This is a genomic window from Brevundimonas sp. Br13 (genome assembly GCF_055391505.1).
The window spans coordinates 2874185-2888267 of record NZ_AP044008.1 but is presented as its reverse complement, the minus strand read 5'-3'; the positions used below and the strand labels follow the sequence as shown (position 1 = coordinate 2888267).

13 protein-coding genes and 1 pseudogene are annotated in these 14083 nt (G+C 68.4%); 11 read left to right on the top strand and 3 right to left on the bottom strand.

Annotation, left to right across the window (positions count from 1 at the left end; all coding sequences use genetic code 11):
• Nucleotides 1–158 precede the first annotated feature (158 nt).
• From ACZ5M6_RS14360 to ACZ5M6_RS14350, 3 genes are all read left to right on the top strand, one after another.
• Complete coding sequence (locus ACZ5M6_RS14360) at nucleotides 159–1490, top strand: dihydroorotase (RefSeq protein WP_464158978.1); 1332 nt, start codon at nucleotides 159–161, stop codon at nucleotides 1488–1490.
• A gap of 124 nt (nucleotides 1491–1614) precedes the next feature.
• Nucleotides 1615–2361 (top strand): prephenate dehydrogenase/arogenate dehydrogenase family protein, encoded by a 747-nt coding sequence (locus tag ACZ5M6_RS14355; RefSeq protein ID WP_464158977.1) that lies wholly within the window; start codon nucleotides 1615–1617, stop codon nucleotides 2359–2361.
• A 138-nt stretch (nucleotides 2362–2499) separates the two neighbouring features.
• The gene (locus ACZ5M6_RS14350) at nucleotides 2500–3054 is read left to right on the top strand and encodes a hypothetical protein (RefSeq protein WP_191554325.1); all 555 of its coding nucleotides are present in this window, start codon (nucleotides 2500–2502) and stop codon (nucleotides 3052–3054) included.
• 44 nt (nucleotides 3055–3098) lie between these two features.
• Here the strand turns inward: ACZ5M6_RS14350 and ACZ5M6_RS14345 are convergent, their stop codons facing one another.
• Nucleotides 3099–4025, bottom strand: coding sequence for an alpha/beta hydrolase (locus ACZ5M6_RS14345; protein ID WP_464158976.1), 927 nt, complete (start codon nucleotides 4023–4025; stop codon nucleotides 3099–3101).
• Between the two features lie 171 nt (nucleotides 4026–4196).
• On the opposite strand from ACZ5M6_RS14345, the gene ACZ5M6_RS14340 reads away from it, so the two are divergent.
• The 3 genes and pseudogenes from ACZ5M6_RS14340 (at nucleotide 4197) to ACZ5M6_RS14330 (ending at nucleotide 7640) form a co-directional block, all read left to right on the top strand.
• Nucleotides 4197–6365, top strand: coding sequence for a TonB-dependent receptor (locus ACZ5M6_RS14340; protein ID WP_464158975.1), 2169 nt, complete (start codon nucleotides 4197–4199; stop codon nucleotides 6363–6365).
• Nucleotides 6275–7461: pseudogene (locus ACZ5M6_RS14335) on the top strand (PepSY-associated TM helix domain-containing protein). The gene ACZ5M6_RS14340 and the pseudogene ACZ5M6_RS14335 overlap by 91 nt, the downstream one beginning before the upstream one ends.
• Complete coding sequence (locus tag ACZ5M6_RS14330) at nucleotides 7458–7640, top strand: hypothetical protein (protein ID WP_287397848.1); 183 nt, start codon at nucleotides 7458–7460, stop codon at nucleotides 7638–7640. The pseudogene ACZ5M6_RS14335 and the gene ACZ5M6_RS14330 overlap by 4 nt, the downstream one beginning before the upstream one ends.
• Nucleotides 7641–7646: 6 nt before the next feature.
• On the opposite strand, the gene erpA is transcribed toward ACZ5M6_RS14330, so the two are convergent.
• Nucleotides 7647–7964 (bottom strand): iron-sulfur cluster insertion protein ErpA, encoded by a 318-nt coding sequence (gene erpA, locus ACZ5M6_RS14325; RefSeq protein WP_054767007.1) that lies wholly within the window; start codon nucleotides 7962–7964, stop codon nucleotides 7647–7649.
• A 151-nt stretch (nucleotides 7965–8115) separates the two neighbouring features.
• On the opposite strand from erpA, the gene ACZ5M6_RS14320 reads away from it, so the two are divergent.
• The 5 genes from ACZ5M6_RS14320 (at nucleotide 8116) to scpB (ending at nucleotide 12864) form a co-directional block, all read left to right on the top strand.
• Entirely contained in the window at nucleotides 8116–9297 is a 1182-nt protein-coding gene (locus ACZ5M6_RS14320; protein ID WP_464158974.1) for a deoxyguanosinetriphosphate triphosphohydrolase, read from the top strand.
• 80 nt (nucleotides 9298–9377) lie between these two features.
• Nucleotides 9378–10154, top strand: coding sequence for an SPOR domain-containing protein (locus ACZ5M6_RS14315; RefSeq protein WP_183214861.1), 777 nt, complete (start codon nucleotides 9378–9380; stop codon nucleotides 10152–10154).
• Nucleotides 10151–11200, top strand: coding sequence for a beta-N-acetylhexosaminidase (gene nagZ, locus ACZ5M6_RS14310; protein WP_464158973.1), 1050 nt, complete (start codon nucleotides 10151–10153; stop codon nucleotides 11198–11200). The genes ACZ5M6_RS14315 and nagZ overlap by 4 nt, the downstream gene beginning before the upstream one ends.
• Nucleotides 11197–12015, top strand: coding sequence for a segregation and condensation protein A (locus tag ACZ5M6_RS14305; protein WP_182714897.1), 819 nt, complete (start codon nucleotides 11197–11199; stop codon nucleotides 12013–12015). The genes nagZ and ACZ5M6_RS14305 overlap by 4 nt, the downstream gene beginning before the upstream one ends.
• 180 nt (nucleotides 12016–12195) lie before the next feature.
• Nucleotides 12196–12864 (top strand): SMC-Scp complex subunit ScpB, encoded by a 669-nt coding sequence (gene scpB / locus ACZ5M6_RS14300; protein WP_054766276.1) that lies wholly within the window; start codon nucleotides 12196–12198, stop codon nucleotides 12862–12864.
• 16 nt (nucleotides 12865–12880) lie between these two features.
• On the opposite strand, the gene ispH is transcribed toward scpB, so the two are convergent.
• Nucleotides 12881–13852 carry a 4-hydroxy-3-methylbut-2-enyl diphosphate reductase gene (ispH, locus tag ACZ5M6_RS14295; protein ID WP_464158972.1) on the bottom strand — a complete coding sequence of 324 codons (972 nt, stop codon included), beginning with the start codon at nucleotides 13850–13852 and terminating at the stop codon, nucleotides 12881–12883.
• Between the last annotated feature and the right edge of the window lie 231 nt (nucleotides 13853–14083).

Here is a 14083-nt window from a genome sequence, read left to right as displayed (position 1 = left end):
GCGAAAGCGGGGACCCAGTGCTTTGGGCGATCAGTGCCTGAAGGGACTTGCAGCAAGCAAACCCACTATTCGAGTCCTGGCGAAAGAACTGGGTCCCCGCTTTCGCGGGGATGAGCGGAAATGTAGAAACGCGGCATCGGATAGAAGGACGCCGCCCCATGACCCAGACCTATGACCTGATCGTCCGCGGCGGCGAGGTGGCCAACCATGCGGGGCGGGGCATGGCCGACGTCGGGGTGATCGACGGCAAGATCGCCTTCATCGGCGACCTGTCCCAGGCCTCGGCCGGAGAGACTTTCGACGCGACGGGCCTGACCGTCCTGCCCGGCGTCATCGACACCCAGGTTCATTTCCGCGAACCCGGCCTGGAGTGGAAGGAAGACCTGGAGACGGGCAGCCGGGCGGCTGCCCTGGGCGGGGTCGTCGCCGTGTTCGAAATGCCGAACACCAATCCCAACACCACCGATCCGGACACCATGGCCGACAAGCTGGCCCGGGCGAAGGACCGGATGTGGACCGACCACGCCTTCTATGTCGGCGGCACGCATGAGAACGCCGACTATCTGGGCGAGCTGGAGCGGCTGCCCGGCTGTTGCGGGGTCAAGGTCTTCATGGGCGCCTCGACCGGCGACCTGCTGATCGCCGACGACGAGGGGGTCAGGAAGGTCCTGTCCAACGTGCGCCGCCGCGCCACCTTCCACTCCGAGGACGAATACCGGCTGGTCGAACGGCGGGGCCTGGCCCGCACCGGCGACTGGACCAGCCATCCGGAGGTGCGCGACGCCGAAAGCGCCATCCGCTCGACCCGCCGTCTGGTCGGCCTGGCCCAGGAGACGGGCGCCCGCATCCATGTGCTGCACGTCACGACCAAGGACGAGATGGAGTATCTGCGCTTCCACAAGGATGTCGCCACCGTCGAGATCACGCCGCAACACCTGACCCTGGCCGCGCCCGAAGCCTATGAGCGGCTGGGCGCCTATGCCCAGATGAATCCGCCGATCCGGTCGCAGGAGCATGTGGACGCCCTGTGGCTGTGGGGCATGCAGCAGGGCGTGGCGGACGTCATCGGCTCGGACCATGCGCCGCATACGAAGGAGGAGAAGGCCAAACCCTATCCGGCCTCGCCGTCCGGCATGCCGGGGGTGCAGACCCTGGTGCCGCTGATGCTGACGCACGTCGCCAACGGAGGGTTGAGTCTTGAGCGGTTCATCGACCTGACCTCGGCGGGGGCGCAGCGGGTGTTCGGCACGGCCAACAAGGGGCGGATGGCCGTCAGCTATGACGCCGATCTGACCATCGTCGATCTGAAGGCCAAGAGAACAATCACCCACGACCAGCAGGCCTCGCGCTGCGGCTGGACCCCCTTCGACGGGGTCGAGGCGACCGGCTGGCCGATGGCGACGATCGTGCGCGGGCGGGTGGTGATGCAGGACGGCGAACTGATCGGCGCGGCCCACGGACGGCCGGTGCGGTTCATGGAGACGCTGTGAGGCCGCCCCGCTCCCATACCCCCGTCATCCTCGGGCTTGACCCGAGGACCGGGTGCGGATCGGGCTGTGCGCCCGCCGCTGACGCAATGCGGCGGACCCGCCGGTCCTCGGGTCAAGCCCGAGGATGACGGGGGTGTTTGCGGCCAAACCCCGCCTCGGCCTGATCGGCTTCGGCGCCTTCGGGCGGCTGACGGCGCGGCATCTGTCGTCCTGGTTCGACATCCAAGCCCATGATCCGGCGGCGACGGACGGCGAGGGCCATGCGACCCTGACCGATCTGGGGATCGCCGCCGCCTGTCCGACGGTGATCCTGGCCGTGCCGGTCGAGGCGCTGGAGGCGACCCTGGGCGCCATGGGCCCCCATTTGGCGCCGGGCGCCCTGGTCCTCGATGTCGGTTCGGTCAAGGTGAAGCCCGCGCGACTGATGGACGATAGGCTGGCGCCCGGCGTGCGCGTCGTCGGAACCCACCCGCTGTTCGGCCCCCAGAGCGGCAAGGCCGGGATCGCCGGGCTCAGGATCGCCGTCTGCGCGGTGCGTGGCGACCGTGACGCCCGCCGCGTCGCCGCCTTCTGCCGGAAAGCCCTGAAGCTGAGGGTCTTTCTGGTCACGCCCGAAGATCATGACCGGGAGGCGGCCGTGGTTCAGGGCCTGACCCATCTGATCGCCCGTGCGCTTCTGGCCATGGAGCCCCTGCCGACCCGCATGACCACCGCCAGTTTCGACCGGCTGATGGAGGCGGTGGACATGGTGCGCCACGACAGCCCGGCCGTCTTCCGCGCCATCGAACGCGACAATCCGTTCGCGGCGGAGGTGCGGGAGCGGTTCTTCGCCTTGGCGGATGAGGCGCGGGGGAAGGCGGGGGAGGGGTAGGGGCGTGTCTCTTTTTGGAGAGTAGGTTGGATGGGCGCTTTCGACCCATTGCGGAAATTCGTCGGCGTCATTTGCCGACGCCGGTTCCACCGATACACTCGCTGTGGACGAGAGGTCCGGATGTGAGGATTGGTGATCATGGGCGACCACCCTATCGACCCGCTGGTGGGCGCATTGATGTCATGCGGCATCCAACCGGAAGACGTGAAGGTAGACCGGGATGACCTCTGCCAAGAGGATGTCCTCACCTTTTCGGCGGCCAACATCCCAGACGCAGTGCTGATCAGACTCGCCGACTTATACCTGTCGTTTCCGAGCCGCTTCGTGTTTGCATCTGAAGAACTCCACGACGCATTCCAACGCATAGTTTCAGCTTCGCCAAGAATGGTCGCGCTGCGAGATCAGGCACGCTGGGAGCAACACGAATGGCTCACGACGCGTGGCTTATCAGGTTTTCCGCCGTTCGACCCCGAAAGCGAAAGCGCGAGTGAGTTTGCTGCACGTGTCGAAATCGCATGCGGCGCCGAACAAGGCGACTTGCTTTCGGTGAGCGGCGACGCGATTTCAGTCGATCCACCAGAACCCCGCAAACTCACTCTTGATCGCATGAAAACCCTGATGGCTCTCTTGGATACATGCGGTCCGAACCGTCCTTATTTCATCATGGGGCAAGATGCGGGTGATGTCCGATAACCACCCATGAGCGACGCTGAGTATGTCCGCTTCCCAAGTTGAACTCAGTGTTCATCGTTCGCCCGAATAAACGCCCCCACGTCCTCCGCCACGCCCGGCGCGAGCGGCAACGCCGGGTCGGCATAGGTGGCCAGATTGGCGGCGCGGGCGGCGGGGGCGGTTTTCAGGATGTGGTTGACGCCGTCCCACAGTTTCAGCGTCGCCTTGGGGTCGGCGGCGGCCAGGGCCTGGGCGTCGGCGATCCCGACCTGAAGGTCCGTGGTCCCCTGGCCGATGAAGACCGGGCCGTCATAGGCGGCTATCAGGGCGGCGGGGTCCAGCGGCAGCCAGGAGATCAGATAGGGCTGGACCGAGGGGCGGAACAGGGCCGCCAGGGCCGGGGGCGGATCGGCGACGGTGCGGCCGGCCTCCAACTCGGTCAGGGCGGCGAAGGCCGGGGCCTTCAACGGCTCGGGCAGGCCCTTTTCCAGCTGTTCGCGCAGGACCACGCCCGCGGGGCGCCCGGCGCCGGACAGCAGGATCAGGCCGCAGACCTTATCGTCTCCACCCTCGACGGCCTTCAGGGCGACCAGGGCGCCCTCGCTGTGGCCGATCAGCCAGGCGCAGGGCTTGTCGGCGCGACGGGCGGCCTCGGCGGCCCAGGCGCGGGCGTCGGCCGCATAGGCGTCAAAGCGCAGATCGGCCTCGGCCGGACCGGCCGCAGCGCTGGCCGCTATGCCGCGCTTGTCGATCCGAACCGTGGCGATCCCCTGCGCCGCCAGCCCCTCGGCCAGCAGGCGATAGGTCGAGGCGGAAACGCCCATGGGGCTGTTGCCGTCGCGGTCCGTCGGACCTGAGCCCGGCAGGATCACGGCGACGGCGGCGGGGCTGTCGGGCGCCGACAGGGTTCCGTGCAGGGGCGCGGGCTGTGCGGGCAGGGTCACTTCGCTGGAGACGGGGCCGGCGAGCAGGGCGAGGGCGAGGCTGAACATGGCGGTCTCCTTTGAAGAGGGGGCGTTCAGAAGGGTGGCGGCTCTCGACCCTAGTCCCCTGAGCCGGTGCGGCAAGATGGCCGGGCGCCGAACACCGCCTTGCCATTGCAAACCAGTTGCAGAAGCGCGTATGGAGCCCGCCTTTCTGTTCTTGAGAATATGTTGCAGATCATGGCCCGCCCGATCCGTCTCGCCTGCGCCGTCAGCCTTCTGGCCCTGAGCCTCGCCGCCCCCGCCTTGGCGCAGCAGGGGCCGGCCGCGCCGACCGAGCTGGGCGAGATCGTGGTGACGGGCTCGCAGGTGAATCTGACGGCGCCGGCGGCGGGCGGTCAGGTGGCGCGGGGCGGCCGGGTCGGGCTGTTGGGCAATCTGGACATGATGGACACGCCCTTCTCCACCACCAGCTACACCGAAAAACTGGCGCGGGATCAGCAGGCGCGCGGGATCGGCGACGTGTTGCAGAACGATCCGACGGTGCGGGTGACCAAGGGCTTCGGCAATTTCCAGGAACTGTATGTGATCCGGGGCTTCCCGGTCTATTCGGACGACATGAGCTACAACGGCCTGTACGGCGTTCTGCCGCGCCAGTTCGTGGCGGCCGAGCTGATCGAGCGGGTCGAGGTCTTTCGCGGGGCCAGCGCCTTTCTGAACGGGGCGGCGCCGGGCGGAACCGGGGTGGGCGGCGCCTTCAACCTGACGCCCAAGCGGGCCAATGGACCGCTGACCCGTCTGACGGCGAGCGTGTCCGGCGCCGATGAAATCTACGCCGCGGCCGATCTGGCGCGCCGGTTCGGCGATCAGGATGAATGGGGCGCGCGCCTGAACGTCGCCGGCCGGGGCGGCGAAGCCTCGGTCGAGGACCAGACCAACAGCCTGCGCGTGGTGGGCCTGAACCTGGACCGGCGGGGCGAGCGGGCTCGCTTTTCGGCCGATCTGGGCTGGCAGGACCACCGGATCGACGCCCCGCGCCCCAGCGTGACGCCCGGCGCCGCCATCCCTGAAGCGCCGTCCGCCGATCGGAATTTCGCCCAGCGCTGGACCTATACGGATGAGGAACAGCTGTTCGGCGCGGTGCGGGGCGAGTTCGACATCACCGACAGCGTCACCGCCTGGGCCGCCTTCGGCGGGCGTCACGGCGAGGAGGACAACAGCCTGGCCAATCCGCGATCCGACGCCGCGGGCGCCATCCGGGGCTATCGGTTCGACAATATCCGCAAAGACACGGTCTGGTCGGGCGACGTCGGCCTGCGGGCGGACCTGACCACCGGCCCGGTGGGACACCGGCTGGTCGCCTCGGCCTCTCAGATCCAGTCCAAGTCGAGGAACGCCTGGGCGGGGTCGAACTTTGCGGGTTACAGCTTCGGAACCCTGACCGATCCGGTCCTGTCGCCGGCGCCGGCGATCGCCAGCGTCTCGGGCGACCTGAGTGATCCGAAGGTGACCGAGCGCGTCAAGAACACCAGCGTCGCCGTGGCGGACAGGCTGTCCTTCCTGGACGGCCGTCTGCTGGCGACCGTCGGCGTGCGGTATCAGGAGATCGAGACCAAGTCCTACGCCTATGCCGACGGCGCCTTCGGCTCGGGCTATTCCAGCGAGGCTGCGACCCCGGCCTTCGCCCTGGTCTACAAGCCCAGCGACCGGGTTTCGCTGTACGCCAACTATGCCGAGGCCCTGACGCCCGGACGGGTCGCGCCTGCGGTGGTCAACGGCGCAGCCGTGGCGAACGCCGGCGAGGTCCTGTCGCCCTTCCGCGCCGAACAGGCCGAGGTCGGGGCCAAATATGACGCCGGAACCTTCGGCGGGACGCTGAGCGTCTTCAGGACGACCCTGCCCAGCGCCTTCTTCGATCCCGCCACCCGCGTCTATTCCGACGGCGGCGAACAGGAGAACCGGGGCGTTGAACTGACCGTCTATGGCGAGCCGATCGACGGCCTGCGGCTGATCGGCGGGGCGACCTGGCTGAACGCCGAGGTCAAACGGTCGCTGACGGCGGCGAACGAAGGCAAGTCGGCCATCGGCGTGCCGGAGGTCCAGACCAATCTGAACGTCGAATGGGACGTGCCGCGCCTCAGCGGCCTGACGCTGGAGGGGCGGGTGGTCCACACCAGCGCCCAGGCGGCGAATGCGGCCAATACGCTGGAGCTGGACGCCTGGACCCGGTTCGACGCCGGGGTTCGCTACGCCTTCGAGGCCGGCGGGCGTCCTCTGACGGTCCGGGCGCGGGTCGAGAACGTGGCCGACGAGGACCAGTGGGTCGCCGTCGGCGGCTATCCGGGCTCCAACTATCTGACGCTGGGGGCGCCGCGCACCCTGTCCCTGTCGATCTCGGCGGAATTCTGATCGGATGAGGACGCGGACGATCCGCGCCTGGTCGTGGACGCACAAATGGTCGAGCCTGATCTCGACCGTGTTCCTGCTGATGCTGTGCGTCACCGGCCTGCCGCTGGTCTTCACCCATGAGATCGAAGAGGTGCTGCTGGAGCAGGCCTGGACGCCCGCCGCGCCCGACGGGCCGTTGTCGAGCCTGGACGAGGTGCTGGCGGCGGCCCTGGCGCGTCATCCGGGCGAGGTTCCGGCCTTCATGAGCTTCGACGTGGATCGGCCGGTGGTGAACGTCACCAGCGTCAATCCGAACGGCCCGGCCGGTCGCTACAGTTTCGAACCGATCGACCAGACCAGCGGCGCCGTCGCCCCGCCGGTCGCCGGCCATCCGGTGATGGAGTTCCTGCTTCAGCTGCACACCGACATGTTCCTGGGCCTGCCGGGCATGCTGTTCCTGGGCCTGATGGGGCTGATGCTGATCACGGCGGTGGTGTCGGGGGTGGTGCTGTACGCCCCCTTCATGCGGCGGCTGCCATTCGGCACGGTGCGGGCGACGAAGTCGGCGCGGACCCGCTGGCTGGACTATCACAACCTTCTGGGCGTCATCACCGTGGCCTGGGTGCTGGTGGTCGGGGCGACGGGGGTGGTCAACACCCTGGCGACGCCGATCCTGGCCTATTGGAAGAATACGGCGCTGAAGGAACTGACCGCCGCCCATGAGGCCCCGGCCTCCGTCGGCGAGCGGGCCTCGCTGGACCTGGCGGTGGAGCGGGCGAAACAGGCCCTGCCGGGCAGGACGCTGCAGTTCATCGCCTTTCCCGGAACCGACTATTCGACCGATCACCACTACGCCGTCTTCTTCCACGGCGACACGCCGCTGACGACCCATCTGACGACGCCGGCCCTGATCGACGCCCGGACAGGCGAACTGACGGCCGTGGCCCCGACGCCCTGGTATGTGAAGGCCCTGTCCCTGTCCCAGCCGCTGCATTTCGGCGACTACGGGGGGCTGGGGCTGAAAATCCTGTGGGCGCTGCTGGACCTGGCGACCATCGTCATCCTGGGGTCCGGCCTCTATCTGTGGCTGGGCAAGGGACGGCGGACGCCGTCATGAGCCGCAAGGATCGCAGCCTGTGGGCCATCTTCGGCGCGCCGCTTTGGGTGTTCGTGCTCAGCCTGACGGGGCTGATCGGGGCATTGCTGGAGGACGGCGCCTGGGACGCCGTCTTTTCGGCCCTCTTGGCCTCGACCGTGATCGTCACCGTCTGGGCCCTGATCCGGCGCCGACGGTGATCGGCGTCAGATCGAGAAGCTGACGCCGCAGCCGCAGCTTGAGGCGGCGTTGGGATTGCGGACCACGAACTGGGCGCCGGCCAGTTCATCGACATAGGCGATCTCGGAATTCTTCAGAAAGGGGACCGAGACGGGGTCGATCAGGGCCGTCTGGCCCTGGGCCTCGATCCTAAGATCGTCGTCCTCGGCCGTCTCGACCAGTTCGAACCGGTACTGAAACCCCGAACAGCCGCCCCCGTCGACAGCGACGCGCAGCATCAGGGCCTTGCCTTCGGCCGCGCTGAGCCGGGCCAGACGATCGGCGGCGCTGGCGGCCAGGACGATCCCTTCCGGCGCGCGCGTGGCGACGCTGAAGGCGGGTGTGGACGGTTCTGTGGATTGGACGGTGCTCACAGCTGTCTATATGAGGCGCGTGCGGGCGTTCGCAAAGGGCCCGTCCGATCAAAGCCGCTTCAAAGTTGACGACTTGAGCCCGATGACTCTCGCCCCCTACGCCGAACGCGCCGATCTGACCAAGGGCCGTCGCTTCTTCGAACCGCCCAGCCGCACCCGCACCGCCTTCGCCCGCGACCGCGACCGGATCATCCACGCCACCGCCTTTCGTCGCCTGAAGGAGAAGACCCAGGTCTTCGTGGCCCATGAAGGCGACCACTATCGCACCCGCCTGACCCATTCGCTGGAGGTGGCCCAGATCGCCCGGTCCCTGGCCCATGCCCTGCGGCTGGACGACGACCTGGCCGAGACCATCGCCCTGGCCCACGACCTGGGCCATCCGCCGTTCGCCCATGCGGGCGAGGACGAGCTGGTCATCCAGATGGCCGACTACGGGGGCTTCGACCACAATGTGCAGAGTTTCCGCGTCATCACCGAGCTGGAGACCCGCTATCCCCAGTTCGACGGGCTGAACCTGAGCTGGGAGACGGTCGAGGGCGTCATCAAGCACAACGGCCCGGTGTCGCATCGGCTGGACGAAGCGGCCTGGTCGGTGGTGCGTCCCTATCGGACAGGCGGAGAGGCGAACTGGGACCTGCGTTTGGACAGTTTCGCCTCGCTGGAGGCCCAGTGCGCCGCCATCGCCGACGACATCGCCTATAACAATCACGATGTGGACGACGGGGTGCAGGCCGGGCTGATCACGCTTCAGGATCTGGATCAGGTGCCCCTGATCGGCCCGACCCTGGCGGAGGTCCGCCGCGACTGGCCCGCCATCGACGACCGGATGCTGCGGATCGAGGCGGTGCGGCGGATGATCGGGGTCATGGTCGAGGACGTGCTGGCCGAGACGGCGCGACGGCTGGAGGAGGACCAGATCGGCTCGACCGAGGATGTGCGCAACGCCTCGCGGACTTTGGTGGACTTCTCCCGGTCGATGCACGCGGACCTGGCGATCCTGCGCAAATTCCTGTTCGAGCGGATGTATCGCCACTATCGCGTCAACCGGACGCGCAGCCAGGCGCGGCGGGTGCTGTCGCAGCTGTTCGAACTGTTCATGGCTGAGCCGGAGGTCATGCCGCCGGAATGGGGCGTGCCGGCCCAGACCGAGGATCGGACCCGCAGGGCGCGCGCCGTCTGTGATTACATCGCCGGCATGACCGACCGCTATGCGATCGAAGTCCACCAGAAATTGTTCAGCCTCGACCTGGCGCTCGATCTGTGATTCGAAAGACGGCGGCGGGGCGTTAAACTAACCGTTCGACGCGCCGATTCGCTGCGTCGGACAGACGGCGGAGCGACACCATGTCTTTCGATGACGAGAACCGACCCGGCCGAGGCGCCTATACGCCTCCGACCGACGACGACCTGCCGTTCCGCCGGAACACCTATGACCCGCGCGGCGGCGGCCGAAACGTCGGCTCGGGCGGGGGCAAGGCGCCGCCCGTGACCCTGATCGTCAGCGGCGTGGTGCTGCTGGTGCTGATCATCGCCGTCATCTTCTTCTATCGCTCGGGCATGCGGGCCTCGACCGACGCCCCGCCGGCCGTGGGCCAAGCCGTCGGCGAGATGAAGACCGCCGCCCCCCTGGACGCCCAGCCGGTCGATCCGGCCGAGGGCGTGCGGGTCTATCGCGACGAGACCGAGACCGCCGACGCGCCCGTGACCTTCACCCCGCCGCCCGAGACGCCCCAGCCGCGCCCGGCCGCACCGCCGACCGCCGCGCCGACCGGCCAGGGCCTGCCGCCCGCCGCCGCTGCGCCCCGTCCGGCCACCCCGGCGCCCAAGACCGAGGCGACCACGCCCGCCGCTCCCGCGCCGACGGCTCCCGCCGCCGCCGGCGGTTCGGCCTCGGTCCAGATCGGCGCCTTCTCCTCGACGGAGATCGCCGACCGGGAATACGCCGCCGTCGCCGGCCGTTTCAGCCAATATGCGTCGGGCGCCGAAAAGCGGGTGACCGAAGTGACCTCGTCCAGCGGTTCGACCCTGTACCGCACCACCTTCACCGGCCTGTCGCGCGAGCGGGCGGTCGCCTTCTGCAACGCCCTGAAGGCCGCCGGGCGGGATTGCATCGTTCGGTGACCTCCGCCGCCATCTACGGCTGCGCCGGCCATCGGCTGACGGAAGACGAACGCGCCTTCTTCGCCGAGGCGCGGCCGTGGGGTTTCATCCTGTTCCGGCGCAATATTGACAGCCCGGAACAGGTGCGGGCCCTGACGGACGAGCTGCGCGCGGCCATAGGCGACCGTGACGCGCCGATCCTGATCGACCAGGAGGGCGGGCGGGTCCAGCGGATGGGGCCGCCGCACTGGCCCAAATATCCGCCGGGCGACGCCTATCTTAAGGCGACGAACGACCCGGCGGACGCCCGAGACCTGGTCCGTCTCGGTGCGCGGCTGATGGCGCACGATCTGCGCGAGGTCGGAATCAATATTGATCTGCTGCCGGTGCTGGACGTGCCCGTGCCCGGGGCCCACGACATCATCGGCGACCGCGCCTATGGCCGCGACCCGCAGAACGTGGCCCTGCTGGGACGGGCGGCGGCGGAGGGTCTGCTGGCGGGCGGGGTCCTGCCCTGCATCAAACACATGCCGGGGCACGGTCGCGCCTTCGCCGACACCCACAAGGACCTGCCGACGGTCCATGCCGATCTCGAGACGCTGGACGCCTTGGATTTCGCCCCGTTCAAGGCCCTGTCCGACATGCCGATCGGCATGACGGCCCATATCGTCTTCAGCGCCATCGACCCCAAACGCCCGGCCACCCAGTCCAAGAAGGCGATCCGGCTGATCCGCGAACGGCTAGGCTTCGGCGGTCTGTTGCTGTCGGACGATCTGGTGATGAACGCCCTGTCCGGCTCTCTGACCCAGAGGGCGCACAAGGCGCTGAAGGCGGGATGCGACGTCGTCATCCATTGGAACGGCGACATGGACGAGATGCGTCAGGTCGCCGAGGGCGTCGGTCCGCTGAAGGGCGGTGCGAAACGGCGCGCCGAGGCGGCCCTGGCCCGGATCGTTCGGACGCCGGAACCGCTGGATCCCGTCGCCGGGCACGAACGCTTCTTCCGCGCAATGGCGGGCAAGACGGACGCGGCTAAAGGACCGGACGTGGGGGAGGCGCAGGCGTGAGCGAGGCGTTTCAGCCGAACCTCGATTTCAACGCCGAGGAGGTCGAGGAGCGCGAGGCCTTCGTCGTCGATCTGGACGGCTATGAAGGGCCGCTGCACGTCCTCCTGGCCCTGGCGCGGACGCAGAAGGTCGATCTGCTGAAACTGTCGATCACCCAGCTGGCGGAGCAGTATCTGGCCTTCGTGCACGAGGCGCGGCGGCGCAACTTCGCCCTGGCGGCCGATTATCTCGTGATGGCCTCCTGGCTGGCCTATCTGAAGTCCCGGCTGCTGCTGCCCCGCACCGAAAAGGGCAAGGGGGAGGAGCCGCCGGCCGAGGCCATGGCCGCCGCCCTGGCCTTTCGCCTGCAGAAGCTGGAGGCGATGCGCAAGGCGGTCGAACAGCTGATGGCCCGTCCCCAGCTGAAGCGCGACGTCTTCACCCGGGGCGATCCCGAGGCGACGGTGATCGTGCCGTCCGACCGGATCGACGCCAGCCTGTATGAGTTGATGAGCGCCTATGTGACCCAGCGCCGACGCGAGGAGGCGCGACGCTATTCGCCCGGCCAGCGGGTCGAGGCCTTTCCGCTGGAGGCGGCGCGCGACTGGCTGCGCGAGATCATGCCGCGTCTCGCAGACTGGACCCCGCTGGACCAGGTCGCGCCCCGTCCCGAAGACCCTGAGGGCCCCAGCCAGGCCAGCTATACCGCCTCGACCCTGTCGGCCAGTCTGGAGCTGGTGAAGGAGGGGGCCATGGACATTCGCCAGACGGCGCCGTTTGCGGACCTGTATCTGAAGCGGCGGGGCCTGGGGCAGCCGCTGGAGCTGACGCCGTGATGCGTGTTGGTTTTTGCACCGTCAAGGCCGTCATCCTAGGGCTTGTCCCTAGGATCCAGAATCCCGGCGCCGGGCATGGGCGCATCTTCGGAGAAACCGGGAGTCTGGATCCTCGCCACAAGGGCGAGGATGACGAACTTTGGGCTAGGGGCGTCGGCGCCGAAAGTCGGGAGTTGGCCCATGTCTGACCTGTCCTTCCAGCCCGATGAGGCCGAGATCGAGCGCCGGGTTGAGGCCCTGCTGTTCGCCGCCGCCGGCCCGCTGAGCGCCGCCGAGATCGGGGCGCGCCTCCCCGAAGGCGCCGACGTCGGCCGGGCTCTGTCGGGCCTGCGCGCCCGTTACGAGGGGCGGGGGGTGGAGCTGGACTGCGTGGCCGACCGCTGGCGGTTCCGCACGGCGGCGGACTTGGCCTTCATGATGAGCCAAGAGCGGGAGGAGCCCCGCCGCCTGTCCAAGGCGGCGCTGGAGACCCTGGCCATCATCGCCTACCACCAGCCCGTGACCCGCGCCGAGATCGAGAGCGTGCGCGGCGTCAGCCTGTCCAAGGGCACGCTGGACCTGTTGCTGGAGATGGGGTTCGTGCGTCTGCGAGGGCGGCGGCGGACAGCGGGTCGGCCCGTAACCTACGGCACCGCCGACCGGTTCCTGGAGCATTTCGGCCTGGCCAGTCTGTATGACCTGCCGGGGGTTCAGGAGATGAAGGCCGCCGGGCTTCTGGACCTGTCGGCCCCCGTCGGGTTCGAACTGCCCGACCCCAGTCGTGCGACCGGGGCGGATGAGGAGGAGGCGCCCCTGCTGGACGAAGACAGCCCCGAGTTCGCCCAGGACTTCGTCGGCGAGGAGCGATAGCCGTCGGACGCCGCGCTCAGGCGGTCAGCTGGCGCGGCAGTTTGAAGGTCACGGTCTCACGCGCGCCGGCGTCCTCGGTCACGGTGGCGTCGAACCGTTCGGCGATGGCGTCCACCAGGGCGGCGATCAAAGGCTCGGGCGCCGAGGCGCCGGCGGTGACGCCGACCGTCTGAACCCCGTCGAACCAGTCCCAGTCCACCTGGGAGGCGTCATCGACGAGGCGGGCGTCGCGGGCGCCGGCGCGCATCGCCACCTCGACCAGCCGGGCCGAGTTGGACGAGTTCTTCGATCCGACCACCAGCACCAGTTCGCAGCCCTCGCCCAGCACCTTGACCGCCTCCTGGCGATTGGTGGTGGCGTAGCAGATGTCTTCCTTGTGCGGATCGGGCAGTTCGGGGAAGCGCCGCTTCAGCACCTTCAATATGCCCGCCGTGTCGTCGACCGACAGGGTGGTCTGGGTCGCATAGGCCAGGGGGGCGTCGCCGGGGCGTTCGAAGGCCTCGGCGTCGGCCTCGGTCTCGACCAGGCTGATGGCGCCGGGCGGCAGCTGGCCCATGGTGCCGATCACCTCCGGGTGGCCGGCGTGGCCGATCAGGATGATATGGCGACCTGCGGCATGATGACGCTCGGCCTCGACGTGGACCTTGGACACCAGGGGACAGGTGGCGTCCAGGAACAGCAGCTCGCGCGACCGCGCCGCCGCCGGCACGGACTTGGGCACCCCGTGGGCCGAGAAGACGACCGGTCGGTCGTCGGGGCATTCGTCCAGTTCCTTGACGAAGACGGCGCCCATGGCCTTCAGCCGCTCGACCACATGGCGGTTATGGACGATCTCGTGGCGGACATAGACAGGGGCGCCGAACTTCTCGATGGCGCGCTCGACGATCTGGATCGCCCGATCAACCCCGGCGCAGAAGCCCCGCGGCGTCGCCAGCCGCACGGCGATCGGGCGGCGTTCGGGCGCAGGGGAGGGGACGTGCATGTTCATGACCGCCAACCTAGTCGTTCGCGGACCATATCGCCATGCGGGGCGAGCGAATCCGCACCTCAAGGCAGCGACGCATCGCCACGGTCGGCTGGTTCTCATTGAAAATCCATTCGGAACAAAGATTTAGACTAAGTTCACGACGCCTTGACCAACCGGCCGCTCACGATTAGTTTCCGCGCCGAATTCAGACCTGCCTCAACACATTGTTCGGGCGCTGAGCGCACAGGCCAT